This window comes from Achromobacter sp. ISS7 (genome assembly GCF_056523125.1).
This window is the reverse complement of record NZ_JAWRZD010000001.1, coordinates 5,390,268-5,414,454: the sequence shown is the minus strand read 5'-3', so window position 1 is coordinate 5,414,454 and position 24,187 is coordinate 5,390,268. Positions and strand designations below refer to the sequence as shown.

General features: G+C 69.5%; 22 protein-coding genes. 15 read left to right on the top strand and 7 right to left on the bottom strand.

The genetic code is table 11. From position 1 onward, the window contains the following. Positions 1-370 precede the first annotated feature (370 nt). Together AC1HFW_RS24625 and kch are read left to right on the top strand one after the other, a co-directional pair. The gene (locus tag AC1HFW_RS24625; protein WP_006391444.1) at positions 371-1,186 is read left to right on the top strand and encodes a response regulator transcription factor; all 816 of its coding nucleotides are present in this window, start codon (positions 371-373) and stop codon (positions 1,184-1,186) included. 441 nt (positions 1,187-1,627) lie between these two features. Beyond that, on the top strand, positions 1,628-2,827 hold the full coding sequence (gene kch, locus AC1HFW_RS24620; protein ID WP_428993848.1) for a voltage-gated potassium channel protein: 1,200 nt from the start codon (positions 1,628-1,630) through the stop codon (positions 2,825-2,827). 58 nt (positions 2,828-2,885) lie between these two features. On the opposite strand, the gene AC1HFW_RS24615 is transcribed toward kch, so the two are convergent. The 3 genes from AC1HFW_RS24615 to AC1HFW_RS24605 form a co-directional block, all read right to left on the bottom strand. Then, complete coding sequence (locus tag AC1HFW_RS24615) at positions 2,886-3,266, bottom strand: DUF4156 domain-containing protein (RefSeq protein ID WP_241069234.1); 381 nt, start codon at positions 3,264-3,266, stop codon at positions 2,886-2,888. A gap of 86 nt (positions 3,267-3,352) precedes the next feature. Then, positions 3,353-3,586, bottom strand: a complete 234-nt coding sequence (locus AC1HFW_RS24610) for a helix-turn-helix domain-containing protein (protein WP_479285451.1) — start codon at positions 3,584-3,586, stop codon at positions 3,353-3,355. Beyond that, on the bottom strand, positions 3,586-4,245 hold the full coding sequence (locus tag AC1HFW_RS24605; protein ID WP_479285450.1) for a hypothetical protein: 660 nt from the start codon (positions 4,243-4,245) through the stop codon (positions 3,586-3,588). The genes AC1HFW_RS24610 and AC1HFW_RS24605 overlap by 1 nt, the downstream gene beginning before the upstream one ends. Before the next feature lie 97 nt (positions 4,246-4,342). Here AC1HFW_RS24605 and AC1HFW_RS24600 point away from each other — a divergent pair, with 97 nt between their 5' ends. After that, a complete protein-coding gene (locus AC1HFW_RS24600; RefSeq protein WP_157146192.1) occupies positions 4,343-4,720 on the top strand; it encodes a hypothetical protein in 378 nt (125 codons plus the stop codon). On the opposite strand, the gene AC1HFW_RS24595 is transcribed toward AC1HFW_RS24600, so the two are convergent. Beyond that, positions 4,624-6,207, bottom strand: a complete 1,584-nt coding sequence (locus AC1HFW_RS24595) for an EAL domain-containing protein (RefSeq protein ID WP_479285449.1) — start codon at positions 6,205-6,207, stop codon at positions 4,624-4,626. The genes AC1HFW_RS24600 and AC1HFW_RS24595 overlap by 97 nt on opposite strands. Before the next feature lie 141 nt (positions 6,208-6,348). Between AC1HFW_RS24595 and AC1HFW_RS24590 the strand changes: the two genes are divergently transcribed. The 3 genes from AC1HFW_RS24590 (at position 6,349) to AC1HFW_RS24580 (ending at position 10,293) form a co-directional block, all read left to right on the top strand. Further along, a complete protein-coding gene (locus AC1HFW_RS24590; protein WP_061073257.1) occupies positions 6,349-6,861 on the top strand; it encodes a sigma-70 family RNA polymerase sigma factor in 513 nt (170 codons plus the stop codon). Further along, on the top strand, positions 6,858-7,805 hold the full coding sequence (locus tag AC1HFW_RS24585; RefSeq protein ID WP_479285448.1) for a FecR family protein: 948 nt from the start codon (positions 6,858-6,860) through the stop codon (positions 7,803-7,805). Before AC1HFW_RS24590 ends, AC1HFW_RS24585 begins: the two co-directional genes overlap by 4 nt. A 109-nt stretch (positions 7,806-7,914) precedes the next feature. Further along, entirely contained in the window at positions 7,915-10,293 is a 2,379-nt protein-coding gene (locus tag AC1HFW_RS24580) for a TonB-dependent siderophore receptor (protein ID WP_479285447.1), read from the top strand. Positions 10,294-10,309: 16 nt separating this feature from the next. Here the strand turns inward: AC1HFW_RS24580 and AC1HFW_RS24575 are convergent, their stop codons facing one another. Next, positions 10,310-10,912, bottom strand: a complete 603-nt coding sequence (locus AC1HFW_RS24575) for a TetR/AcrR family transcriptional regulator (RefSeq protein WP_035359571.1) — start codon at positions 10,910-10,912, stop codon at positions 10,310-10,312. A gap of 233 nt (positions 10,913-11,145) precedes the next feature. On the opposite strand from AC1HFW_RS24575, the gene AC1HFW_RS24570 reads away from it, so the two are divergent. Genes AC1HFW_RS24570 through phbB form a run of 7 tightly spaced genes read left to right on the top strand, consistent with a single transcriptional unit; the run spans position 11,146 to position 20,377 of the window. Next, positions 11,146-12,666: a PHA/PHB synthase family protein gene (locus AC1HFW_RS24570; RefSeq protein ID WP_479285446.1), complete on the top strand. Its 1,521-nt coding sequence runs from the start codon at positions 11,146-11,148 to the stop codon at positions 12,664-12,666. 3 nt (positions 12,667-12,669) lie between these two features. Next, a complete protein-coding gene (locus AC1HFW_RS24565; protein ID WP_479285445.1) occupies positions 12,670-14,175 on the top strand; it encodes an efflux transporter outer membrane subunit in 1,506 nt (501 codons plus the stop codon). Then, positions 14,172-15,239, top strand: a complete 1,068-nt coding sequence (locus AC1HFW_RS24560; RefSeq protein ID WP_006391456.1) for an HlyD family secretion protein — start codon at positions 14,172-14,174, stop codon at positions 15,237-15,239. The genes AC1HFW_RS24565 and AC1HFW_RS24560 overlap by 4 nt, the downstream gene beginning before the upstream one ends. Next, the gene (gene rbbA / locus AC1HFW_RS24555) at positions 15,239-17,992 is read left to right on the top strand and encodes a ribosome-associated ATPase/putative transporter RbbA (protein ID WP_479285444.1); all 2,754 of its coding nucleotides are present in this window, start codon (positions 15,239-15,241) and stop codon (positions 17,990-17,992) included. The genes AC1HFW_RS24560 and rbbA overlap by 1 nt, the downstream gene beginning before the upstream one ends. A 3-nt stretch (positions 17,993-17,995) precedes the next feature. After that, the gene (locus AC1HFW_RS24550; protein ID WP_006391458.1) at positions 17,996-19,123 is read left to right on the top strand and encodes an ABC transporter permease; all 1,128 of its coding nucleotides are present in this window, start codon (positions 17,996-17,998) and stop codon (positions 19,121-19,123) included. Positions 19,124-19,167: 44 nt separating this feature from the next. Then, positions 19,168-19,641 (top strand): hypothetical protein, encoded by a 474-nt coding sequence (locus AC1HFW_RS24545; RefSeq protein WP_006391459.1) that lies wholly within the window; start codon positions 19,168-19,170, stop codon positions 19,639-19,641. Next, a complete protein-coding gene (gene phbB / locus AC1HFW_RS24540) occupies positions 19,631-20,377 on the top strand; it encodes an acetoacetyl-CoA reductase (protein WP_479285443.1) in 747 nt (248 codons plus the stop codon). Before AC1HFW_RS24545 ends, phbB begins: the two co-directional genes overlap by 11 nt. 67 nt (positions 20,378-20,444) lie before the next feature. Here the strand turns inward: phbB and AC1HFW_RS24535 are convergent, their stop codons facing one another. Then, positions 20,445-21,341, bottom strand: coding sequence for a LysR family transcriptional regulator (locus AC1HFW_RS24535; protein ID WP_479285442.1), 897 nt, complete (start codon positions 21,339-21,341; stop codon positions 20,445-20,447). A 144-nt stretch (positions 21,342-21,485) separates the two neighbouring features. Here AC1HFW_RS24535 and AC1HFW_RS24530 point away from each other — a divergent pair, with 144 nt between their 5' ends. Continuing rightward, complete coding sequence (locus AC1HFW_RS24530; RefSeq protein WP_479285441.1) at positions 21,486-22,424, top strand: EamA family transporter; 939 nt, start codon at positions 21,486-21,488, stop codon at positions 22,422-22,424. Here AC1HFW_RS24530 and AC1HFW_RS24525 read toward each other — a convergent pair. Then, the gene (locus AC1HFW_RS24525) at positions 22,339-23,250 is read right to left on the bottom strand and encodes a LysR family transcriptional regulator (protein WP_006391463.1); all 912 of its coding nucleotides are present in this window, start codon (positions 23,248-23,250) and stop codon (positions 22,339-22,341) included. The genes AC1HFW_RS24530 and AC1HFW_RS24525 overlap by 86 nt on opposite strands. Positions 23,251-23,441: 191 nt before the next feature. Here AC1HFW_RS24525 and AC1HFW_RS24520 point away from each other — a divergent pair, with 191 nt between their 5' ends. Further along, positions 23,442-24,179 (top strand): SDR family NAD(P)-dependent oxidoreductase, encoded by a 738-nt coding sequence (locus tag AC1HFW_RS24520; protein ID WP_006391464.1) that lies wholly within the window; start codon positions 23,442-23,444, stop codon positions 24,177-24,179. Positions 24,180-24,187 lie beyond the last annotated feature (8 nt).

The window sequence follows — 24,187 nt, the reverse complement described above, 5'->3', positions numbered from 1 at the left end:
ATACTTAATATTTTATTGTCGCAACCGCATAAACAAACAGCGTTTCAAGTGCTTCGGACGGATATGCGTCGAGGCTCGTGTTACCAGCAGAAACTACAGAAACGTATCTTCACAAAAAAACACGCCCGTGTTTAAATGAAACACGGGCGTGACTTCCATGCGGAATCGGATCATCGGCGGCCTGGGCGCAATGCGCCCGAGCCAAGCGCCGTCCCAGACCCCGACCGTAGCCTCAGCGGGCCGTGGCCCCGGCACGGATCAACAGTTCAGACCTTCGCCCGCCACCAGACAACATCGCCAGATGCCGCCACATCCTGGCGCAGCAGAGGGAGAGGGGCATGACACGCAACGCAGGCGCAGGCGGGTATCCATGAACAACACGCTGGATGTCATCTTTCTCGGCCTGGAAGACGCCAGGCACGCCCGGCTGGTCGAAGCCCTGTCCCACCTCGGATTCAGCGTGCGCCGCTGCCATGACCTGGCGGACGTCTACGACCGCTATTCCCGCCGCCCCAGCCCGCTGATCATCCTGGAAGCGCCGCTGCCCGACATCCACAATGCCGCAGTGCGGCTGCGCGCCATCGACCGCGGCCTGGGCATCGTCGCCATCGCCCCGTTCGGCAATGAAGAGAACCGCATCCGCACGCTGCTCTGTGGCGCCGATGCCTGCCTGCCGCCGGACGTCACCGGGCTGGAGCTGGCGGCCGTGCTGCAAGCGCTGGTGCGGCGCGCGGTGGGCCTGGACATGTCCGACCAGATGACCGACGGCGCGGCCGACGAACCGCAGCAGGAGGCCTGGCGGCTGGTCAACAAGGGCTGGACGCTGATCAGCCCGAGGGGCTACAGCCTCGGCCTGACCACGGGGGAACGCGATTTCCTGACCCGGCTGGTGAACGCGCCGGACCGCAAGGTCAGCCGCGATGCGTTCTACCCGGACGGCGCCGAGGATGCCGACGGCGCCATCACGCGGCGCCGCTTCGTCGACGTGATGATCAGCCGGCTGCGGCGCAAGGCGGCCGCCAATCACATGACGTTGCCGATCCGCGCCGTGCATGGCTGGGGCTATATGTTCGCGGCGGATATCACGCTCGAACTGGAACCGCGGGAGGGGGGAGAAGAAGGTCGTCCGGAAGGACAGGGAGACTGGCGCCGCTATACGCTGGATGCGAACGCGCCCTCTTACTGATACGCTACGGGCCAGGAGGCTGGCGCCAGGCGAAAAAAACGCGGCGCTGCCCCGAAGGTAAGACGCCGCGCTAAAACAACACGTGAGCCTGGAGTCATCAGCCGGCACTGATGCCTTCTACCTAGATCACGCGATTCCAACATTCGTGCCTCGTACAACTCACGCACGGGCTAGCCGTGAGCCCGGTTGGGGTCTCTAGTCCCCGCCCAAGCTGCAGCGTGATTAACGCCCGGGGATTTCGTCCGCCCTAGCAGCTGGCGGGCTTGTCGCCCGTATCAGCGGCGTTCCTTTCGGATAGCCGCGTGATGAAGGAAGTTTAGGACGTCGGCCGCAATTCAAGTAATTCTTTGTTGATAGCCTTCTATACATATTGGATATAGCAAGCCCCGCGCGAGGGCCGATAGAATGCTGCCAAAGGACGCCCCCGCCATGCCCCCTCTGCTGACCCGCGCCGCGCGCCGATTGCGCCGCGCCATTGCCCTCGTGCCGCCCAACTGGTGCCTCGCCATCCTGGTGGCGCTGGACGGGTATGCCTTCATGCATCCGGTGCTGCGCGAAGTGCGCGCCCGCGAGTATTCCTTCTGGCTCGCGCTCGACAACTGGCATGACGTCATGCAGGTGGTCGGCCTGCTGGAGATCCCCCGGCTGGTGCTGGGCGTGGGCCTGCAGATCATCGCGCTCGGGCTGATCCTGAAGGCGCGCATCGCCTGGGCCTTCTCGCTGGTGCTGCTGATCGGCATCGGCACCTTCGCCATCCTGGGCGACGGCGGCCGCGCCGGGCTGGGCATCTATACCCTGGTGCTGGTGGTCGCGCTGATCGCGTACTGGCGCCGCTTCGACCGCGCCAGCGTCACCGCGGGCTCGCTGTTCGCGCTGGTCAGCATGGTGTCGCTGTTGATCTACGCGGTCTTCGGCACGCTCTACATGGGCGAGGAATTCAATCCGCCGATCAAGGACGCGGCCACCGCGCTGTATTTCTCGATCGTCTCGATGTCGACGGTGGGCTATGGCGACATCACGCCGCACAGCAACGCGGCGCGCCTGTTCACCGCGTCGATTATCATTCTTGGCATCACCGTCTTCGCCACCTCAATCAGCGCGATCGCCGGCCCGGTGATCGGCGGCAACCTGAAACGGCTGGTCAAGGGCCGGTTTTCCAACGCCATGAGAAAGAACCACATCATCATCGCCGGCGCCACGCCCCTGGCCATGAGCGTCTACGACGGCCTGCGCCGCCGGGGCGATGAGGTCACGGTCATCGTGCCGGCCGGCACCCCTCAGGAGTACCCGGCCACCACCGACCTGATCGAAGGCGACCCCTCCAGCGTCGAGGTGCTGCGCAGCGCGGGCATCGCCCGCGCGCGCTACGTGCTGGCGCTGCGCGAGGACGACGCCGAGAACGCCTTCATCGTGCTGGCCGCCAAGGAGGCCACCGGCGACGAGGGCGCCAAGACCGTGGCCCTGGTCAACACCAGCAAGCACCTGGAGAAGATCCGCCGCGTGCAGCCGGACCTGGTGTTCTCGGTGCAATTGCTCGGGGCCGAGCTGCTGACGCGCGCCATCAACGGCGAGCCGCTGGACAGCCAGTCGATCACCGAGCTGTTCTTCGCCAAGGCCGCGCCGCAGGCCAAGGCCGGCTGAGGCCGGCCGTCGCGGCCGCGGCGCGGCCACTGCACGCGCCGGCCGCCTCCCCTGCTCGTTAACCGCAACGATAGACGTTGCCCGACAGCGTGACGTTGGTCTGTTCCTGGTGGTCCTTGCCGCCCGTCTGGCCGGCGCGCTGCGTCAGCAGGTAGACCACATTGCCGCCCAGCGCCGCCGCGCGGTTCTTCAGGTCGTTGCGCGCGCCCGTCTCCAGGTCGGCGTTGGAGGTGATCGCCCCCGCCAGGAAGTTGCCCTGGCTGCCGGTGACATCGCCCAGGAACACGCACTCCTTGCCGGGCTCGTTATGGGTGATGCGCACATTGGCGGCGGCGCCGGGCGCCAGCGCGGTGGGCGCGCAGGCGGCCAATGGCGCGGTACAGGCCAGCAGGAACACGGCGCGCCGCGCGGCGCGGGGAATCGCGGAGAGAACGGGCATGACGACAGGCATCCATCAAAGGGACGTGGGAAGCCGGCGCGCCGGCGGAACCGGCACGTCGGGTGACAGGAAAATGAGAGAGCGGGTCAGTCCGGGTCGGCGTCGTCCGACGGCACGCCCGGCTGGTACTCGAGCAGGTCGCCGGGCTGGCATTGCAGCACTTCGCAGATGCGTTCCAGCGTGTCGAAGCGCATGCCCTTCACCTTGCCCGACTTGAGCAGCGACAGGTTCGGCTCGGTGATGCCGATTTCCTGGGCCAGCAGGCGCGCCTTCATCTTGCGCTGCGCCAGCATCACATCCAGCCGCACGACGATCGCCATCAGATGAACCCTCGGTTTTCCTCGGCGACCTGGGCCGCCTCTTCCATGGCCCAGGCCAGCGAGAACAGCAGCCCGCCGAGCAGGGCGAGCAGGATGTCGCTGACGTCGATATCGATCAGCATGTGGCGCCCGCCCGGCCCGTTGGCCAGGGTCAGGGCCAACACCAGCACCGTCTTCAGCACCGGCACCGCCAGGCTGAAGGCCGTGACCAGCGCGGCGATGCCGCGCAACCGGCGCGCGGTGGCGACCGTCAGCACGTCGCCGCGGCCGAAGTCCGTGAACATGGCATAAGCGTGCGCGATGCCGCGCAGCGCCAAGCCGGCGAGCACGCCGAACAACGCGAAGCCCAGCACCCGATAGCCAAAGCCCAGTTGCAGGCGCGGCGCGTTCAGCGTCGGCGCCAGGCCGATGCGCAGCGCGTCGCTCCCGGCGGCCTGCGGCGACGGCGTGACGCCCAGGAACGAATAAATGGCGCGGGCCAGCACCGCCTCGGAAGTGAAGAACCACATGCCGATCATCGCGGCGACCAGCAGCACCGCCGCGGCGATGAGCAGGCCGCGCATCCAGCGGGACAGGCCGCGGATGCGTTCAAGCCGGTTGCGCGCCGGCCTGGCGGCGGGCTTCTGCTGGGAAGTTGGGGGTGTCAGCGCGGCGGCCACGAAGGTCTCCAGAACACATTGCGAGGGTCATAAAGTTGCTGTAGTGTAGCAACAAATTATCGTATAACAATAATTTTTTCATCCCAAGAGGTAAATCATGCGGCTTGCCTTGGCGCTCGCCTCGCTGCTGGTCGCGCTGCTGCTTTTCTCGCTGGCCCTGCCGGGCGCCTGCGGCGACTGCGCGTCGGCGTCGGCCTGCCGCCGCGGCGATGACGACGCCCGGGCCCCGCGCATGGCCAGCGTCTGGTCGCTGAGCCGCCGCTTTTCGCTGTTGAACCTGCCGCGCCTGTCGTTTCCGTCGCTGCGCGAGGCGCCCTGCATCGGCTGGAGTCAGGGCCTGCCGACACCCATGCGCGCCACGCGGGCCGCGGCGCGGCCTCAGCCGGCGGTCTCTTGCGCCACGGGCGGCCGCGCCGCGTTCTCGGCATACCAGCGGACGAAGTCGGCCGAGCGCATCGGCCGCGCGAACAGATAGCCCTGGATGTAGGCCACGCCGCGCGCCGTCAGGTAGGTGAATTGCTCCGGCATCTCGACGCCTTCGGCCACCACCGCCAGGCCCAGCCGGTGCGACAGCGTGATGATCACGTCGAGCACGGGCGTTTCCTCGCCGCCGGGCTCGATGGCCTGCACGAACCCCTTGTCGATCTTGAGATAGTCGACCGGGAATTTCTGCAGGTACGACAGCGAGCAATGCCCGGTGCCGAAGTCGTCGATGGCCACGAACACGCCCTGTTCGCGCAGCGTCTCGATGTTCCTGCGCGCCTGGCCGCTGTCCGAGATCAGGCTGCGCTCGGTGATCTCCAGCACCATCAGCGACGGCCGGATGGCGCCGCGGAAGGCCTGCACGTCCGCCACCAGCGCGGGGCAGGACAGGTGTTCCGGCGCCACGTTCACGGCGATGTGGAAATCCGGCGGCGTGGCCCAGCCCTGCATGTCGCGCTGGATCAGCTTGAGCAGGTGCTGCGTCAGCGGCACGATCATGTTCTCGGCTTCGGCCGCCGCGATGAAGATGTCGGGCCGCACCGGGCCCACGCCCGGGCGGGTCCAGCGCATCAGGGCCTCGGCGCCCTCGCAGCGGCCGGTGCGGTTGCCGTACACCGGCTGGTACTCGACGTGGAACTCGTCGGCCGCCATCGCCCGCCGCAGTTGCTCCTTGAACGACTGCCGGTTGGCCTGCAACCGATACGCGCCCAGCGCCAGCAGCGCGCCGCACAGCAGGGCCACCGGCAGATACGCCATCAGCAGCTGCTGCCAGGCGCGCACCACCGCTTCGGGCGGCGCCATGACCTTGATGGCCAGCTCGCCGCGGCCGGCGATCGATATCGCCGATCCGCCCATCTGCTCCAGGCCGGCCGCCGACCAGCCCTCGTTGTGGATCGGCGCGCCGTTGCCCAGCGTCACCTCCAGCTGGTAGGTCCCGAGCGACGAGACCGCGTTCAAGACATCCTGGATGTAGCGGCCATCCACCACCACCGCGCCGCCATGGCCGTTTTCGCCGGCCATGCCCAGCAGCAGCGCGGGCCGGTCCGGCGCCAGTGGCGTGCCGGACACGCTGAGGAACCATTGCGTCGGCGAGATGCCGACCGGCCAGCGCTGGAACACGCCCGAGTCGTAGTCCACTTCGCCCAACGCGGACGAGCAATAGATGTGCGTGTGATTGACCAGCAGCAGCGAGCGGAAATAGGGGTTGAGCGTGCCCCAGCGGTACAGGTCGGAACGCGCCTCTTCACAGGACCTGGCGGACAGGTCGGTGACGCGCGGCAGGATATCCAGGGCGCGGGCCAGGATCTGCTCGGTCTGGACCCGCACGATCTGGGCCGCGATGGCGGCATCGGCGCGCTCGCTGCGCTGGGCATGCAGCCAGGTCCAGGCCACGCACGCGAGCACGGGCAGCACCAGGGCCAGGGCCACGGGGAAATAGCGCCAGGACGGCGCGCGGACCGTCATTCCAGAGGTAGGCACATCGTCCTCGCTGCTGCAGTCATGAGAGTGACGCAAGGATACAGGGCGACGCGATCCCGCGCGCGGGGCAAACGCAATCGCTCGGCAACGCGCTTTTCCAATATACTGAATGATACTTATTCCTGATTCCTGGTACGTCCCATGGGAAAGCTCCCCGCCTTCTCCGCCCTTGCTTCCCTGTACGTGGACTACCGGCCCTGGCTGGTGGACCGGCTGCGCTTCCGGCTGCGCAACCACGCCGACGCCGAAGACCTCGCCTCCGAGACGTTCCTGCAAGTGGCCGCGGCGCGCTCGCCCTGCCAGATCGCCGAACCCAAGGCCTACCTGTCCACCATCGCGCGACGGCTGCTGTTCCATTTCTGGCGGCGGCGCGAACTCGAACAGGCCTATCTGCAATGGCTGGCGCTGCATGCCGGCGACTGCGCGCCCTCGCCCGAATCGCAGGCCTTGACCATGGAAATGCTGCTGCGCGTGGACACGCTGCTGGCCGGCCTGCCGCCCGCCGTGCGCGCCGTGTTCCTGTACAGCCAGCTCGATGGCCTGGGCTATGCCGAAATCGGCCAGCGCATGGGGCTGTCGGTGCGCACGGTGCAGCGCCATTTCGCCCAGGCGCTGGAACGCTGCCTGCGGGCGCAACGCGAGGACCGCGCATGACGCCCGAGATCGACCGCCAGGCCGTGCAATGGATGGTGCGGCTCTGTTCCGGCGCCGCCAGCGCCGAAGACCAATCCCGTTTCAGGCAGTGGTGCGAGGCGGCCCCCGCCCATGCGCTGGCCTGGCAGGCGCTGCAAACCAGCATCGGCGCGCCGTTGCAGGCGTTGCGGGCCACGGGCCAGCCTTGCGCCGACGGTTCGCCGCTGCGCGACCTGCTGGCGCGCGGCCCCGCGCGGCGCCAATTCCTGGGCAAGACGCTGGCCCTGGCGGGCGTGGGCGTCGGCAGCGCCTGGCTCGGCAGCCGCCTGTGGCAGGCGCGCGGCGATCTCGGCACCGGCATCGCGCAACGCCTGTCGATCGCGCTGGACGACGGCAGCAGGCTGGACCTGGATGCACGCACCCAGGTCCGGCTGGAATTCGACGCCGACGTGCGGCGAGTCCGCCTGCTGCGCGGCGCGCTGGTCGCGGCGGTCGCGCCCGACCCCCGGCGGCCATTCGGCGTCACCACCGAGGACGGCACGGCCTGGGCCCGCGGCACCGAGTACATGGTGCGCAAGGACACCGACCACAGCCTGGCGGCGGTGCTGGTCCACGAGGTGCGCATCGACAGCCGCTCGGGCCAGCAACTGGACCTGGGCCAGGGACAGGCGGCGCGCTATGGCGCCGCCGGCATCGAGACGCTGGACGCGGCATCGGCGGCCGCCCTGGCGGCCTGGCGCGAAGGCCGCCTGGACGTGCTGGACGCGCCGCTGGCCACCGTGGCGGATGCGCTGCGACCCTACATGCGCGGCGCCCTGCACCTGTCCGGACGCGCCGCCGCCCTGCGGGTACAGGGCGTCTTTTCGCTCGACCATCCCGACCAGGCCTGGGCCGCGCTCGCCGCCTCGCTGCCGCTCAGGGTCACCCGCTATGGCGGCTGGCTCACCTGGGTCGACGTGGCCTGACCCGCCGCCGGCCGCAACGCACCTTTGTTACACATTGCCTGTCCGGTTTTCCGGCGCCCATACACCTCCGGGTAGATCCACCCCCTTTCTGCTCCCGGAGACCCCCGCCATGCCCCGCCTGTCCCGCGCCAGCCTGCTCTTCCTGGCCGCGCTGATCGCCCCCGCCGCCACCGCGCAATCCGCCCGCCTCGACTACGACCTGCCGGCCGCGTCGCTGGCCGTCACGCTGAACCGCATCGCGATACAGAACAACCGCGTGTTGTCGCTGGACCCCGCCGTGGTGCGCGGGCTCGAAGCGCCCGCGCTGCGCGGCGCCTACACGCTGGACGAGGCGCTGCGGCACGTGACGGCCGGCTCCGGCCTCGAGGCGGTGGCGCTGCCCGGCGGCGCGCTCACGCTCCGGCGCAGCACGCAACCGGTCCCCACGCTGGCGCCGATCGGCGTCACCGGCGCGCCGGAAAGCGCCTGGGGGCCGGTACAGGGCTATGTGGCGCGCCGCAGCGCCACCGGCACCAAGACGGACACGCCCATCATCGAAACGCCGCAGTCGATCTCGGTGATCACCGCGGACCGCTACAACGCGCTGGGCGCCACCAACATCAAGGATGCCCTGGCCTACACGCCCGGCGTGGCCGTCACCACCTACGGCGCCGACTCGCGCTACGACTGGGTCTCGCTGCGCGGCTTCGACGCGTACAGCCCGGGCTTCTTCCTGGATGGCCTGCCACTGCGCAACAACGGCAACTGGGGTATCTGGCAGACCGAGAACTACGGCGCCGAGCGCATCGAACTGCTGCGCGGCCCGGCCTCCGTGCTGTATGGCCAGAGCGGGCCCGGCGGGCTGGTCAACGTGGTCAGCAAACGGCCGCAGGACGAACCGCTGCATGAATTGCAGGCGCAGGTGGGCGATCACCAGCGGCGCCGCATCGCGGCCGATTTCACCGGCCCCCTGGATGAAGAGGGCAAGTGGCTCTACCGCTTCGTCGGCATGGGGCTCGATTCCGAGCTGCCCACGCATGGCATCGACAACGACCGCCTGTACCTGGCGCCGTCGCTGACATGGCGGCCGTCGGCCGACACCACGCTGACCCTGCTGGCGCAGTACGCGAGCAAGCGCGGCGGCACCTACACGCGGGCGCGTCCCGCCGAGGGGTCGCTGGTGCCGACCGCCGCGGGCACGCACATCCCGGCGTCGCTGTTCGTCGGAGAACCCGGCTACGATTACTTCAACCAGAAGCAATGGCTGGCGGGCTACGAGCTGGAGCATCGCGTCAGCGACGCGCTGACCCTGCGCCAGAACCTGCGCTACGGCCGCCTGGATCTCGACTACTCGGCGGTCCAGGCCAACGGTTATCTGGCCGTGAACGACGATGCCACCGACCCGACCAACTACCAGACGCTGCGGCGCTCGGTGTCCGGCAGCCGCGAACGCATCAGCAGCTTCACCATGGACAACCAGGCGCAGACGGACCTGGCGCTGGGCGACTGGCGCCACCGCATCCTGGTCGGCGTGGACTACCAACGCACCGGCATCGACCAGGTCAGTTTCAGCGGCGGCAGCGCGCCCCCGCTGAGCGTGTATGACCCGAAATATCACCAGGGCTCGGTCATGCGCGCCGCGCCCTGGATGGACGCGGACCTGACCCTGGCACAGACCGGCCTGTACCTGCAGGACCAGATCAAGTGGAACGAACGCTGGGTCGCCACGCTGGGCGGCCGCTACGACATGGCCGACATCAAGGTCCGCAGCCGCCTGGATGACAGCACCACCAAGTTGCGCAACAACAAATTCAGCGGCCGCGCCGGTCTCGTGTACGTCGACCCGACCGGCTGGGCGCCGTACGTCAGCTATTCCGAATCGTTCATTCCCACGGCCACGCTGGACCCGACCCAGAAGCAGCCGTTCAAGCCCGAGACCAGCCGCCAGTACGAGGCCGGGATCCGCTACCAGCCTCCCGGCACCAAGGACAGCTACAGCGCGGCGGTGTTCGACCTGCGGCGCCAGAACTACATCAGCTACGACGCCGACGCCATGCCCAGGCAGACCGGCGAAGTCACCGTGCGCGGCGTCGAGTTCGAAGCCACGCTGCAACCGATTCCGCGCCTGAATGTGATCGCCTCGTACTCGTGGACGCCCAAGGCGGTGGTGACCGCCAGCAGCAATCCCGCCGAGATCGGCAAGCAGGCCACCGCCGTGCCGCTGAACCGGGCGTCGCTGTGGGTGGATTACCGCTTCGAGTCGCGAATCAAGGTCGGCCTGGGCGCGCGCTTCACCGGCTCCAACCGTGGCGACGGTGGCGAAGCGCCTGTGCCGGTGCCGTCGTTCGTGCTGTTCGACGCCATGATCGGCTACGAGACCGGTCGTTGGAACCTGGCGCTGAACGCGCGCAACCTGACCAACAAGACCTATATCGCCAACTGCGGCTACGGCAGCTGCTACTACGGCGACCCGCGCACGGTGGTCGCCACCGCCAGCTATCGCTGGTAGCGCGTCGGCGGGCGCGTTACAGCAGCCCGCAGATCAGCGCCACGTGCGCCTCGCGCCGTTCCGGCAGGTTCAGGCGCTCGTCCGGTCCCAGCAGGATCGCCATGAAGATGGCGTGCACCACTGGCGACAGCAGCAGCCACGGATGCCGCAGCGCGGCGCCGTCGCCGCACAGGCCGCGCTCGCGCGCCAGTTCCAGCAGGCGCGCGATATCGGCCTGGTGGGCGTCGGCGGTGTCCTGGCGCCAACGCCGCGCCAGGTGCGGTACGCGGCCGCTTTCGGCCAGCAGCAGGCGCATCGCGGTGATCATGGCCGGGTTGGCCAGGCTGGCATGGAGATGGTTGACGATGCGCTCGGCCAGATGGCGCGGCGTGGCCGAGCCCTCTACCAGGGCGCGGGCGTCCAGCCGCGGCGGGCTCAGGTAGCGCGCCAGCAGCGCCTCGAACACCTCTTCCTTGCTGGCGAAATGCGCGTACAGGCCGCCCTTGGACAGGCCGGCGCGCGCGGCGATGTCGTCCATCCGGGCGCCGGCATAGCCGGCGGCCGAAAACTCCTGCAGCGCGGCGTCAAGGATCTGCCCGACGCGCACGGTTGGCGGGAGACGCTGACGTGGCGTGCTCATCACCCTGGCTCCTGTGCGAGTTGGCGCGACGTCATGGCCGGCCAACACACCCATTAAAAACCGACCAGTCAGTCGTTAGCTTGATCCTGATCAAGGATTGCCCACCCCCGCGGCGGCACAATGGACGCAAGACGGTTGAGTCGGATTGGTCCGACGCCAGGCCACAAACCCGGTTTCGTGACGGTCCGGCCCCACGCGAGCGGCACTCCCGCCGCCCGCGCCACGGAGCCATCATGCCGAAAACGCCCCCGCCAGCCCCCAAGCAGACCGCGGCGCCCGCAGGCCGGTTCGATGACGACGCCTGGCGCCAATGGCCCTATGCGCTGTGGCGCCTGGGCTTCGAGCAGGCCCGGCGCAACGGCGACGCCTATGTCCGCGCCCTGCCCCTGGCCGACCGCCACCAGCGCGAGCTGGCCGCCTTCGCGGCGCGCCAGTGGCTGGAGCCGCTGGCGCCCGACAACAACCCGTTCACCAACCCCGTGGTGCTGCGCCAGACCGTCCGCGAGGGCGGCGCCAACCTGCTGCGCGGCGCGCAGGCGGCCTGGGAAGACGGGCTGCGCCAATGGAGCGGACTGCCGCCGGCCGGTGCGGACCGATTCCGTCCCGGCCACGAAGTGGCGGCCACGCCCGGCAAGGTGGTGCTGCGCAATCGCCTGGCCGAACTGATCCAGTACCGCCCCATGACCGCCCGCACCCGGCCGGAGCCGATCTTCATCGTGCCCGCCTGGATCATGAAGTACTACATCCTGGATCTGTCGCCGCACAACTCGTTGATCGCCTATCTGGTCGGCCAGGGCTACACGGTGTTCTGCGTGTCGTGGAAGAACCCCACCGCCGCGGACCGCGACCTGGGCATGGACGACTACCTGCGCCTGGGCGTGCATGAGCCGCTGGCGGCGATCGAGGCGATCGTCCCCGGCGCCGCGATCCACGCGGCGGGCTATTGCCTGGGCGGCACGCTGCTGGCGATGGCCGCCAGCGCCATGGCGCGCGACGGCGACCGGCGCCTGGCCAGCCTCAGCCTGCTGGCCGCGCAGACCGACTTCAGCGAACCCGGCGAACTGGGCCTGTTCATCGACGATGTCCAGGTCGCGCTGCTGGAAACGCAGATGGCGGCCCTGGGCTACTTCCCGGCGCGGCAGATGAGCGGCGCGTTCCAGCTGCTGCGCTCGCAGCAGCTGGTGTGGTCGCGCATGGTGTCGGAATACCTGCTGGGCCAGCGCCGCCCCATGACCGACCTGCAGGCCTGGAATGCCGACGCCACCCGCATGCCGGCGCGCATGCACGGCCAATACCTGCGCCGCCTGTTCCTGGACAACGACCTGGCCGCCGGCCGCTATGAGATCGATGGTCGTCCGCTGCGACTGGCCGACCTGACCCTGCCGACGTTCTGCGTCGGCACCGAAACCGACCACGTGGCGCCATGGCGCTCGGTCTACAAGCTGCACGACCTGTCGCCCGCGCCGCTGACCTTCGTGCTGACCAGCGGCGGCCACAACGCCGGCATCGTCAGCGAACCCGGCCATCCACGGCGGCGCTTTCGCAGCCTGCTGCGGCCGGCCGCCGCGCCGGCGTTGGCCCCGGACGACTGGCTGGCGGCCGCCACGCCGCACGACGGTTCCTGGTGGCCGCACTGGCGCGCCTGGCTCGATGCCCTGTCGGGCGACCCCGCCAAACCGCCGGCCCTGGGCGCCGCGCGCAAGGGCTACCCCCCGCTGGGCGATGCGCCCGGCACTTACGTGATGGAGAGATAAGGCATGACTCGGCGTACCCCTCCGGCATGGCGCGCCGCCCGCCTCGCGCCCGTTGCGCTGGCCCTGCTGCTGGCGCAAGGCTGCGTGTCCATGGCGCCGCAGTACGTGCGCCCCGACCTCCCGGTGGCCGCGACTTATCCCGAACCGGCCGGCGCGGCGACGGCGGCTCCCGACGCGGCCCGCGTGGGCTGGCGCGACTACTTCGCCGATCCCGTGCTGCAGGGCCTCATCACCGACGCCCTGGCCTACAACCGCGACCTGCGCACCGCCCTGCTGCGCGTGGAAGAGGCGCGCGCACTCTATGGCATCCAGCGCGCCGACCAGTTCCCCACGCTCGGCGTGCAGGCCGATGGCGCTCGCGGCCGCACGCCGGGCGACCTGAACCTGACCGGCCAGCCGCAAGTGGCCAGCCAGTACCAGGTCGGCCTGGGCATGGCGGCCTGGGAACTGGACTTCTGGGGCCGCGTGCGCAGCCTGAAGGACGCCGCGCTCGAGAACTACCTGGCTTCCGACGCCGCCGCCGAGGCGGCCACGCTGAGCCTGATCGCGCAGGTGGCCGACAGCTACCTGTCGCTGCGCGAACTGGATGAACGCCTGGCGCTGACGCGCGAGACCATCGCCTCGCGCGAGGAATCGCTGCGCATCTTCCGCCGCCGCTACGAGGTCGGCTCGATCTCCAAGCTCGACCTGACCCAGGTCGAAACCCTGTGGCAGCAGGCCCGCGCGCTGGGCGCCGATCTCGAACGCCAACGCGCCACCCAGGCCCACGCGCTGGAGCTGTTGACCGGCAAGCCGCTGGCGCTGCCCCTGCCGCAGGCGGGCCTGGACGACGCCAGCGTGATGCGCGACCTGCCCGCCGGCCTGCCCTCCGACCTGCTGGCGAACCGCCCCGACATCGTCGCCGCCGAACACCAGCTGCGCGCCGCCAATGCCAACATCGGCGCGGCCCGCGCCGCGTTCTTCCCCCGCATCACGCTGACCGGCGCCTTCGGCACCGCCAGCGCCGAACTCGACGGCCTGTTCGGCAGCGGCAGCCGCGCCTGGAACTTCGCGCCCAGCATCAACCTGCCGATCTTCGACGCCGGCCGCCGCGGCGCCAACCTGGACCTGGCCGAGGTGCGCCGCGACCAGGCCGTGGCCGGCTACGAACGCGCCATCCAGAGCGCCTTCAAGGATGTCGCCGACGCGCTGTCGGCGCGCCGCTGGCTGGCCGAGCAGGTCGAGGTGCTGCGCGCCACCGTCGCCGCGCAAGGCGAGCGCGCGCGCCTGGCCAAACTGCGCTACGACCACGGCGCCTCGCCCTACCTCGAAGTGCTCGACGCCCAGCGCGACCTGCTGGCCGCGCAACAGACGCTGGTGCAGACGCGGCGCGCGCTGCTGTCGGCCCGCGTCGGCCTGTATGCCGCGCTCGGCGGCGGCACCCAGGCGCCCGCCACGCCGACGCCCACGCCCGACACCGCCGCCGTCCCGACCGCCCCCGCGCCGACCGACACAGGATCCGCATCATGAAGCTGCCCACCCGAAAACTGATTCCCGTCCTCGTGATCCTGGCCGTGGCCGCCGCAGGCTACTACGGCTGGCGCATGCTGTCCGACACCGGCCCCGGCGCCGGCTTCGTCAGCGGCAACGGCCGCATCGAGGCCACCGAGGTCGACGTCGCCACCAAGCTGGCCGGCCGCGTGCAGGACGTGCTGGTGAGCGAGGGCGACTTCGTCGCCGCCGGCCAGCCGCTGGCGCGCATGCAGATCGACACGCTGCAGGCGCAGCGCGAGGAAGCCCGCGCCCAGCACCAGCAGGCCATCAACAACGCCGCCAGCGCCAGCGCCCAGATCGCGCAACGCGAGAGCGACAAGCTGGCCGCCGAGGCCGTGGTGGTGCAGCGCGAAAGCGAGCTGGACGCCGCGCGCCGGCGCCTGGCGCGTTCCGAGACCCTGTCCAGGGAAGGCGCCTCGTCGATCCAGGAACTGGATGACGACCGCGCCCGCGTGCGCAGCGCGCAGGCCGCCGTCAACGCCGCGCGCGCCCAGGTCAAGGCGGCGCAGGCGGCCATCGACGCGGCCAAGGCGGCCCAGGTGGGCGCCCAGTCCGCGGTCAACGCGGCGCTGGCCACCATTGCCCGCATCGAGGCCGACATCACCGACAGCGAGCTGCGCGCGCCGCGCGACGGCCGCGTGCAGTACCGCGTGGCGCAGGCCGGCGAAGTGCTGGGCGCCGGCGGCAAGGTGCTGAACATGGTGGACCTGGCCGACGTCTACATGACCTTCTTCCTGCCGGAGCAGGCGGCGGGCCGCGTGGCGCTGGGGCAGGACGTGCGCATCGTGCTGGACGCCGCGCCGCAGTACGTGATCCCGGCCAAGGTGTCGTTCGTGGCCAGCACCGCGCAGTTCACGCCCAAGACCGTCGAGACCGCCACCGAGCGCCAGAAGCTGATGTTCCGCGTCAAGGCGCAAATCGATCCCGAGCTGCTGCGGCAACACCTGCGGCAGGTCAAGACCGGGCTGCCCGGCGTGGCCTGGCTGAAGCTGGACGGCGACGCGCAATGGCCCGCCAACCTTGAAGTCAAGGTGCCGTGATGACCACGACCACGACAGCCTCCTCCGCCCCGGTGGTCAAGCTGTCGGGAGTGACGCTGCGCTATGGCAAGACGCTGGCGCTGGACGATATCTCCCTGGACATCCCCGCCGGCCGCATGGTGGGCCTGATCGGCCCGGACGGCGTGGGCAAGTCGAGCCTGCTGGCGCTGGCCGCGGGATCGCGCGCGGTGCAGGCCGGCACGGTCGAGGTGCTGGATGGCGACATGGCCAGCAAGGCGCACCGCGACGCGGTCTGCCCGCGCATCGCCTACATGCCGCAGGGCCTGGGCAAGAATCTCTACCCGACCCTGTCGGTGGAAGAGAACCTGCAATTCTTCGGCCGCCTGTTCGGCCACGGCGAGGCCGAGCGCCGCCGCCGCATCGACAGCCTGACGCAGAGCACCGGCATGGCGTCGTTCCTGTCGCGTCCGGCCGGCAAGCTGTCCGGGGGCATGAAACAGAAGCTGGGCCTGTGCTGCGCGCTGATCCACGACCCCGACCTGCTGATCCTGGACGAACCCACCACCGGCGTCGACCCGCTGGCGCGCGCGCAGTTCTGGGACCTGATCAACGACATCCGCCGCGAACGCCCGGGCATGAGCGTAATCGTGGCCACCGCCTACATGGACGAGGCCCAGCGCTTCGACTGGCTGATCGCCATGGACGCCGGCCGCGTGCTGGCCACCGGCACGCCCGACGAGCTGCGCCAGCGCACCGACACCGACACGCTGGAAGCCGCCTTCATCGCCCTGCTGCCCGAGGAAAAGCGGCGCGGCCACAAGCCCGTCGAGATCCCGCCGCTGACGCTGGACGACGACGCCGTCATCGCCATCGAAGCGCGCGACCTGACCATGCGCTTCGGCGACTTCGTCGCGGTCGACCACGTCAACTTCCGCATCCGCAAGGGCGAGATCTTCGGCTTCCTGGGCTCCAACGGCTGCGGCAAGTCCACCACCATGAAGATGCTGACCGGCCTGCTGCCGGCCAGCGAGGGCAAGGCCTGGCTGTTCGGCGCCGAGGTGGATCCGCGCAACATCGACACGCGGCGCCGCGTCGGCTACATGTCGCAGGCCTTCTCGCTGTACGGCGAGCTGACGGTGCGGCAGAACCTGGTGCTGCATGCGCGGCTGTTCCACGTGCCCGAGGCCGAGATTGCGGGCCGGGTCGACGAGATGGCGGCGCGCTTCGACCTGGGCGAGTCGCTGGATGAACTGCCCGAGAAGCTGCCGATGGGCGTGCGCCAGCGCCTGTCGCTGGCGGTGGCCATGGTGCACAAGCCCGAACTGCTGATCCTGGACGAGCCGACCTCGGGCGTGGACCCGGTGGCGCGCGACAACTTCTGGCGCCTGCTGATCGCGCTGGCGCGGCGCGACCAGGTCACCATCTTCATCTCGACCCACTTCATGAACGAGGCGCAGCGTTGCGACCGCATGTCGCTGATGCACGCCGGCAAGGTGCTGGTCAGCGCCGCGCCCGACGAGATCACGCGGATGCGCGGCGCCAGGACGCTGGAAGAAGCCTTCATCGCCTACCTGATCGACGCCGGCGCGGGCACCCAGCCGGGCCAGGCCCAGGCACAGGCGCCCGCCCCCGCCGCCGCCCCGGAACCGGCGGCGCACGAGGCCCGCGGCTTCAGCCTGCAGCGCACCTTCAGCTACATGTGGCGCGAGGCGCTGGAACTGCGCCGCGACCCGGTGCGCGCCACGCTGGCGCTGGCAGGTTCGCTGCTGCTGATGTTCGTGATGGGCTTTGGCATCAGCCTGGACGTGGAAGACCTGCGCTACGCGGTCATGGACCGCGACCAGACCACGCTGAGCCAGAACTACAGCCTGAACCTGGCCGGCTCGCGCTATTTCATCGAGCAGCCGCCGATCACCAGCTACGAAGACATGGACGCGCGCATGCGCAGCGGCGAGCTGTCCCTGGCGATCGAAATCCCGCAGGGCTTCGCGCGCGACGCCGAACGCGGCCGCGACGCCCAGGTCGGCGTCTGGATCGACGGCGCCATGCCGCAGCGCGCCGAAACCATCCGCGGCTACGTGCTCGGCATGCACCAGGGCTGGCTGCAGCAACAGGCGCGCGAACGGCTGGGCGCGGCCGCCACGCAGGCGGTCGGCATCGAAACGCGCTTTCGCTACAACCCCGACGTGCGCAGCCTGCCGGCCATGGTGCCGGCCGTGATCCCGCTGTTGCTGCTGATGATGCCGGCGATGCTGACGGCGCTGGCGGTGGTGCGCGAGAAGGAACTGGGCTCGATCATCAACCTGTACGTCACGCCCGTGACGCGGCTGGAATTCCTGCTGGGCAAGCAGGCGCCCTACGTGGCGCTGGCGATGCTGAACTTCCTGTTGATGGCGCTGCTGGCGGTGACGCTGTTCGGCGTGCCGATCACCGGCAGCTTCACCACGCTGCTGGCGGCCGCGCTGATCTACAACGTGGTGGCCACCGCCATCGGCCTGCTGGCCTCGACCTTCACCCGCAGCCAGATCGCGGCGCTGTTCTTCACCATGATCGGCACGCTGGTGCCGGCGGTGCAGTTCGCCGGCCTGCTCAACCCGGTGTCGTCGCTGGAAGGCGCGGGCAAGCTGATCGGCCAGGTCTACCCGGCCACCCACATGCTCACGATCAGCCGCGGCGTATTCAGCAAGGCGCTGGATTTCTCCAACCTGCAGGGATCGTTCTGGCCCCTGATCGTCGCGATTCCCGTTATCCTGGGCGCGTCGGTGCTCCTTTTGAAAAAGCAGGAGACCTGAGCCATGCCGCGACATACCGCCAATATCTTCCGGCTGGGCGTGAAGGAACTGTGGAGCCTGGCGCGCGACCCGATGATGCTGGTCCTGATCTGCGTGTCGTTCACGCTGATGATCTACACGGCCGCCACCGCCGTGCCCGAGTCGCTGCACAACGCCGCGATCGCGGTGGTGGACGAGGACGCCTCGCCGCTGTCCGCGCGCATCACCTCGGCGTTCTACCCGCCGCACTTCACCCGGCCCGAGATGGTCACGTCGGCCGAGGCCGACGCCGGCATGGACGCCGGGCGCTATACCTTCGCCGTCAACATCCCGCCGAACTTCCAGCGCGACGTGCTGGCCGGCAAGCCGGCCGAGATCCAGCTGAACGTGGACGCCACCCGCATGAGCCAGGCGTTCACCGGCAGCAGCTACATCCAGCAGATCATCACCGACGAGATCAATGAATTCGTCAAGCGCTACCGCAAGCCGACCGAGCTGCCGGTGGACCTGGCGGTGCGCATGCGTTTCAACCCCAACCTGACGCAGGCCTGGTTCGGCAGCCTGATGGAGATCATCAACAACGTCACGATGCTGTCGATCATCCTGACCGGCGCGGCGTTGATCCGCGAGCGCGAGCACGGCACCATCGAGCACCTGCTTGTCATGCCTGTTACACCGACCGAGATCATGCTGGCGAAAGTCTGGTCCATGGGACTGGTGGTACTGGTGTCGGCTGGGCTATCGTTGACATTCGTCGTGCGTGGCCTGCTGCAGGTGCCGGTCGAGGGATCGGTGGCGCTGTTCCTGGCCGGGGTGGCGCTGCACTTGTTCGCGACCACCTCCATGGGCATCTTCATGGCCACCCTCGCACGCAGCATGCCGCAATTCGGCATGCTGCTTGTGCTGGTGCTGCTGCCGCTGCAGATGCTGTCGGGCGGCACCACGCCGCGCGAGAGCATGCCGGACTTCGTGCAGAACATCATGCTGGCTGCCCCCACCACCCATTTCGTGGAACTCGGCCAGGCCATTCTTTTCCGCGGCGCGGGCTTGAGCGTCGTGTGGCAGCCCTTCCTGGCGCTGGCGCTGATCGGCAGCGTCCTGTTCGCCTTCTCGTTGACCCGATTCCGCAAGACCCTCAGCCAGATGGCGTGAGGCCTGTGCATTCGTTGCCCCTTACCACTCTCTTAAAAGGACGCATGATGAAGAAGACAACCGCCCCCACGCCCCAGGACCTCGCCGGCGCCAACGCCGCCTATTGCCAACGACTGGGCGAACTGGCGCGCGAAAGCCAGCAGCGCTGGCTGCAACTGGGCCAGCGCCTGGCCAGCGACGGCACCGGCCAGTACCTGTCGACCCTGGCGCCGCTCAAGCTCGACGGCAACTGGCAGAACATCGCCCCCGCGCTGGGCGAGGTCACGCGCAAGCAATGGCAGTGCCAGCTCGAGGCCAGCCAGGCCATCACCCACGCCGCGCTCGAAGACCAGGCGGCGCTGGCCGCCGGCGTCAGCGAAGCCGTGAGCGGCTGGCTGCGCAACGCCTCGGCCGCGGCCAGCGGCGGCCTGGCCGATTCGCCGCTGACGCGCATGTGGTCGTCGTATTGCGACCAGATGACCTCGGCCTGCTCGGCGATGCGCGAGGCCAGCCAGTTCGGAGCGCGCCATGGCGACTAAACGCACCGCGCTCATCACCGGCGGCGCGGGCTGCCTGGGCCGCGCCATCGCCCGGGCCCTGAACGACGCCGGCCACGACGTGATCGTCACCTGCCACTCCAGCGAGGCCGCCACGCGCGAATGGCTCGACCAGGAGGCGGCCGCCGGCCGCCGCTACGACATGGTCAAGGTCGACGTGGCCGACTACGACTCGTGCCAGGCGCTGGCGCGGCGCCTGGCCGACGACGGCCGCCAGATCGACATCCTGATCAACAACGCCGGCATCACGCGCGACGCCAGCCTGCGCAAGATGAGCTACGAGAACTGGAACGAGGTCCTGCGCAGCAACCTCGATTCGATGTTCAACATGACGCAACCCCTGTGCGGGCCGATGGCCGACCGCGGCTGGGGACGCATCGTCAACATCTCGTCGGTGAACGGCTCCAAGGGCGCCTTCGGCCAGACCAACTATGCCGCATCCAAGGCCGGCATCCACGGTTTCACCAAGGCGCTGGCGCTGGAACTGGCCAGGAAGAACGTCACGGTCAACACCGTATCGCCGGGCTACCTGGCCACGCGCATGGTCAAGGCCGTGCCGGAGGAAGTGCTCAAGGAGAAGATCCTGCCGCAGATTCCGCTGGGCCGGCTGGGCGAGCCCGACGAGATCGCCGCGCTGGTGGCGTTCATCTGCAGCGACGCGGCCGCGTTCATGACCGGCAGCAATGTGGCCATGAACGGCGGGCAGCACATGTATTGATGCGCGCCGGGCGTCGGGCGGCGGCGTCCGGCCGTTTCCCGACGCCCTGCCTGTCGCCGCGCCGGCCTCACGCCGGCGGCGGCGCCAGTTCCTCGACCAGGAAGTCCACCAGCGCGCGCACCTTGGCCACCATGTGACGGCGCGACGGGTACACCGCGTAGACGTCGGTCTCCACCGGCGCCCAGTCCGGCAGCACCGCACGCAGCGTGCCGCGTTCCAGGTCGTCCCGCACATACACCCGCGGCACCAGGCTGACGCCGAATCCGGCCCGCAGCGCGTCGCACACCGCCAGGCTGGAGCTGACCTTGTAGCGGCCGCGCACCGGCACCCGCTCGACCTGCGCGCCGCGCCGGAAGGTCCATTCATCCGCATGCCCCGACAGCGTGAAGCGCACGCACTCCAGGCGCCGCAGGTCGGCCGGCTGCGTCGGTTCGCCATGCTGATCGAAGTAGGCCGGCGCGCCGCACAGCACATGCTCCAGCGCCATCAACTTGCGCGCCACCAGGCTCGAATCCTCGAGCCTGTCGCTGCCGCGGATGGCCACGTCGAACCCCTCCTTGACCAGGTCGATGCGGCGATCCTCCAGGTGCAGGTCGAGCGACAGGCGCGGGTGGCGGGCCAGGAAGCGCGGCATCGCGGCCGACAGCAGGGTCAGGCTCAACGACAGCGGCGCGCTGACGCGCAACGTGCCGCTGGGCTCCTGCTGCAAGGGACCCAGCGCCAGCTCGGCCTCGTTCAGGTCGTCGAGGATGCGGGCCACCTGCTCGTAGTACTGCCGCCCCGCCTCGGTCAGGCTCATGCGGCGCGTGGTGCGGTTCAGCAGCCGCGCCGCGACGTGCGCCTCGAGTTCGGCGATGTTCTTGCTGACGGCCGCGGGCGACAGGCGCAATTGGCGCGAAGCCGCGGCGAAGCCGCCCTGCTCGACCACCTGGCGAAAGACCCTGAGCGCGGTGAGATGATCCATGGGACGGCCCTTTTTTATTTACTGGTGGTGAATGATGTCGCGACCGGAATCGATATTATCGTCCGGGCGCGATTCAATTAGCCTGTCGGTATCGAAGCCGCCGGCCCGCGCCCCTTGGCGTGGCCGGCCTGAAGGAATCCCGCCATGCCCCGCAGCACCGACCTGCTCCTGACCGCCACCGCCCCCGCCATCTGGGGCAGCACCTATGTCGTCACCACCCTGATGCTGCCGCAGGGCTATCCGCTGACGGTGGCGATGCTGCGCGCGCTGCCCGCCGGGCTCCTGCTGCTGCTGGCGGTGCGCAAGCTGCCGCACGGCATCTGGTGGCTGCGCACCGCGATCCTGGGCGCGCTGAACTTCTCCATTTTCTGGGCGCTGCTGTTCGTGGCCGCCTACCGCCTGCCGGGCGGCGTGGCCGCGACCCTGGGCGCGATCCAGCCGCTGGTCGTGATCCTGCTGGCGCGCGCCTTGCTGGGCGCGCCGGTGCGCGGCCTGGCGGTGCTGGCGGCCCTGGCCGGCATCGGCGGCGTGGCGCTGCTGGTGCTGGGGCCGAAGGCGGCGCTGGATCCGGTGGGCGTGGCGGCCGGGCTGGCCAGCGCCGCGTCGATGGCGCTGGGCACCGTGCTGAGCCGCCGCTGGCAGCCGCCGGTATCGGCGCTGGCGTTTACCTCCTGGCAATTGACGGCGGGCGGCGTGCTGCTCGTGCCTCTCGCCTTGCTGGCCGAACCGGCGCTGCCCGCGCCGACCCTGCTGAACGTGCTGGGCATCGCCTACCTGGGACTGATCGGCGCCGCGCTGACCTACGTCATCTGGTTCCGCGGCCTGGCGCGGCTGGAGCCCGCGGTGGTGTCGTCGCTGGGCTTCCTGAGCCCGGTGTCGGCGGTGCTGCTGGGCTGGGCGCTGCTGGACCAGCGCCTGAGCGCGGCGCAGATGGCCGGCATGGCGATCGTGGTGGCCAGCGTATGGCTGAGCCAGCGCGTGCAGCGGCGCGCGGCGCTCACTGGCGCAAGCGTTCCAGCAGGAAATCCACGAACGTCCGCACCCGCAGCGACACATGGCGCACGTGGGGATAAAGCAGGGTGAACGCGCGCGAGGCGCCGCCGAACGCCGGCATGATTTCCATCAGATCGCCGCGCCGCAGGTCGTCCTGCACCACGAAGCGATAGGTCTGGAACAAGCCGGCGCCATGGCGCGCCAGGCTGACGCCGCCCAGCACGTCGCCCGAACAGCTGGTGCCGCCGCTGGTCGGCAGCTCGATCTGGCGGCCATCGCGCATGAAGATCCATGGAATGTTGCGGCCGGTGCTGGGGAGTTCGAACTGGATGCAGTCGTGCTCGCGCAGGTCCTCCAGCGTGCGCGGCGTGCCCGCCCGCCGCAGGTAGCCGGGCGCGGCGACCAGCACCATCTCGGCGTCCTCGAGCTTGCGCGCCACCAGATTGGAATCGGGCGGCAGGCGTCCACGGATCGCCAGGTCATAGCCTTCCTCGGCAAAGTCGATGTTGCGGTTGCTGATGTGGACGTCGACCTGCACCAGCGGATAGCGTTGGCGGAACTCGCCCAGCAGCGGCAGCACGCGGTGATGGGCATACGGCGTGGGCAGGCTGATGCGCAGCTTGCCGGCCGGCTCGGCCTGCTGGCCGGTGACCTCGCGCTCGGCCTCGTTCAACAGCGCCAGGGCCGAACGGCATTGCTCCATGTAGCGCTGGCCGGCGGCGGTCAGGCGGATCTGGCGCGTGGTGCGCACGAACAGCCGCACGCCCAGGCGCTCTTCCAGCCGCGACACCGAACGGCTGACCGCGGCCGGCGTCACGCCCGCGGCGTTGGCCGCGGCGGTGAAGCTCTGCAGTTCGGCCGCCAAGCAGAACAGTTCGACGCTGCCCAGCATCAGGTCTTCGAAACGGCGCTGCATGACATGTCCTCGTGCATGACGGGACCGCGCGCGGGGTTCACCGCGGCGGTTCGGCCGCGCGTCGAACCGGCCAGGGCGCGGCCACTCGATTCATTACATGGTGTATTCATTGATTTGATATTTGGTATGTTTATCACGTTTCGAGTCATAAGTAGAGTGGCGCTACCCCCTCTTATCTCGGAGTTCACAACATGTCCAAGCAAACCAAGACCATCATCGTGACCGGCGCCTCCAGCGGCATCGGCCTGGCCATCGCCCGCGCCTACCTGGAGCGTGGCGACAACGTGGTGGGCAATGCCCGCAGCGCCGAACGCCTGGCCCACGCCGCCCGCCAGCTGGGCAACCCGCCGCGCTTTCTGGGCGTGGCCGGCGACATCGGCCACCCCGACACCGCGCGCGCCCTGTTCGACCGCGCCACGCAGGCCTTCGGCAAGGTCGACGTGCTGGTCAACAATGCCGGCATCTTCATCGCCAAGCCGCTGGGCGAGTACACCACCGACGACGCCGACGCGCTGTTCAGCACCAACCTCAAGGGCTTCTTCTACCCGTCGCAGCAGGCCGCCGCGCACATGGCGGCGCACGGCGGCGGCCACATCGTCAACATCACCGCCAGCATCGCGCTGCAACCGCAGCAACAGGTGCCCGCGCTGCTGCCGGTCCTGGTCAAGGGCGGCCTGAACCAGGCCACCGAAGCGCTGGCGCTGGAACTGGCGCCGCACAACATCCGCGTCAACGCGGTCGCCCCGGGTATCATCGAGACGCCCATGCATGACGGCGGCGACACGGATTTCCTGGACCGCCTGTCGCCGTCCGGCCGCCGCGGCAACACCCGCGACGTGGTCGACGCGGTGCTGTACCTGACCGATTCGTCGTTCACGTCCGGCGCCATCCTGCCCGTCGATGGCGGCGCCGCGGCCGGTCGTTGGTAAGCCCGTTG

Coding starts and splice junctions, on each gene's coding strand:
- AC1HFW_RS24520 (WP_006391464.1), top strand. CDS start 23,442: ATGTCCAAGCAAACCAAGACCATCATCGTGACCGGCGCCTCCAGCGGC.
- AC1HFW_RS24625 (WP_006391444.1), top strand. CDS start 371: ATGAACAACACGCTGGATGTCATCTTTCTCGGCCTGGAAGACGCCAGG.
- AC1HFW_RS24545 (WP_006391459.1), top strand. CDS start 19,168: ATGATGAAGAAGACAACCGCCCCCACGCCCCAGGACCTCGCCGGCGCC.
- AC1HFW_RS24615 (WP_241069234.1), bottom strand. CDS start 3,266: ATGCCCGTTCTCTCCGCGATTCCCCGCGCCGCGCGGCGCGCCGTGTTC.
- AC1HFW_RS24610 (WP_479285451.1), bottom strand. CDS start 3,586: ATGGCGATCGTCGTGCGGCTGGATGTGATGCTGGCGCAGCGCAAGATG.
- AC1HFW_RS24585 (WP_479285448.1), top strand. CDS start 6,858: ATGACGCCCGAGATCGACCGCCAGGCCGTGCAATGGATGGTGCGGCTC.
- phbB (WP_479285443.1), top strand. CDS start 19,631: ATGGCGACTAAACGCACCGCGCTCATCACCGGCGGCGCGGGCTGCCTG.
- AC1HFW_RS24525 (WP_006391463.1), bottom strand. CDS start 23,250: ATGCAGCGCCGTTTCGAAGACCTGATGCTGGGCAGCGTCGAACTGTTC.
- AC1HFW_RS24590 (WP_061073257.1), top strand. CDS start 6,349: ATGGGAAAGCTCCCCGCCTTCTCCGCCCTTGCTTCCCTGTACGTGGAC.
- AC1HFW_RS24570 (WP_479285446.1), top strand. CDS start 11,146: ATGCCGAAAACGCCCCCGCCAGCCCCCAAGCAGACCGCGGCGCCCGCA.
- AC1HFW_RS24550 (WP_006391458.1), top strand. CDS start 17,996: ATGCCGCGACATACCGCCAATATCTTCCGGCTGGGCGTGAAGGAACTG.
- AC1HFW_RS24600 (WP_157146192.1), top strand. CDS start 4,343: ATGCGGCTTGCCTTGGCGCTCGCCTCGCTGCTGGTCGCGCTGCTGCTT.
- AC1HFW_RS24560 (WP_006391456.1), top strand. CDS start 14,172: ATGAAGCTGCCCACCCGAAAACTGATTCCCGTCCTCGTGATCCTGGCC.
- AC1HFW_RS24535 (WP_479285442.1), bottom strand. CDS start 21,341: ATGGATCATCTCACCGCGCTCAGGGTCTTTCGCCAGGTGGTCGAGCAG.
- rbbA (WP_479285444.1), top strand. CDS start 15,239: ATGACCACGACCACGACAGCCTCCTCCGCCCCGGTGGTCAAGCTGTCG.
- AC1HFW_RS24575 (WP_035359571.1), bottom strand. CDS start 10,912: ATGAGCACGCCACGTCAGCGTCTCCCGCCAACCGTGCGCGTCGGGCAG.
- AC1HFW_RS24530 (WP_479285441.1), top strand. CDS start 21,486: ATGCCCCGCAGCACCGACCTGCTCCTGACCGCCACCGCCCCCGCCATC.
- AC1HFW_RS24565 (WP_479285445.1), top strand. CDS start 12,670: ATGACTCGGCGTACCCCTCCGGCATGGCGCGCCGCCCGCCTCGCGCCC.
- AC1HFW_RS24580 (WP_479285447.1), top strand. CDS start 7,915: ATGCCCCGCCTGTCCCGCGCCAGCCTGCTCTTCCTGGCCGCGCTGATC.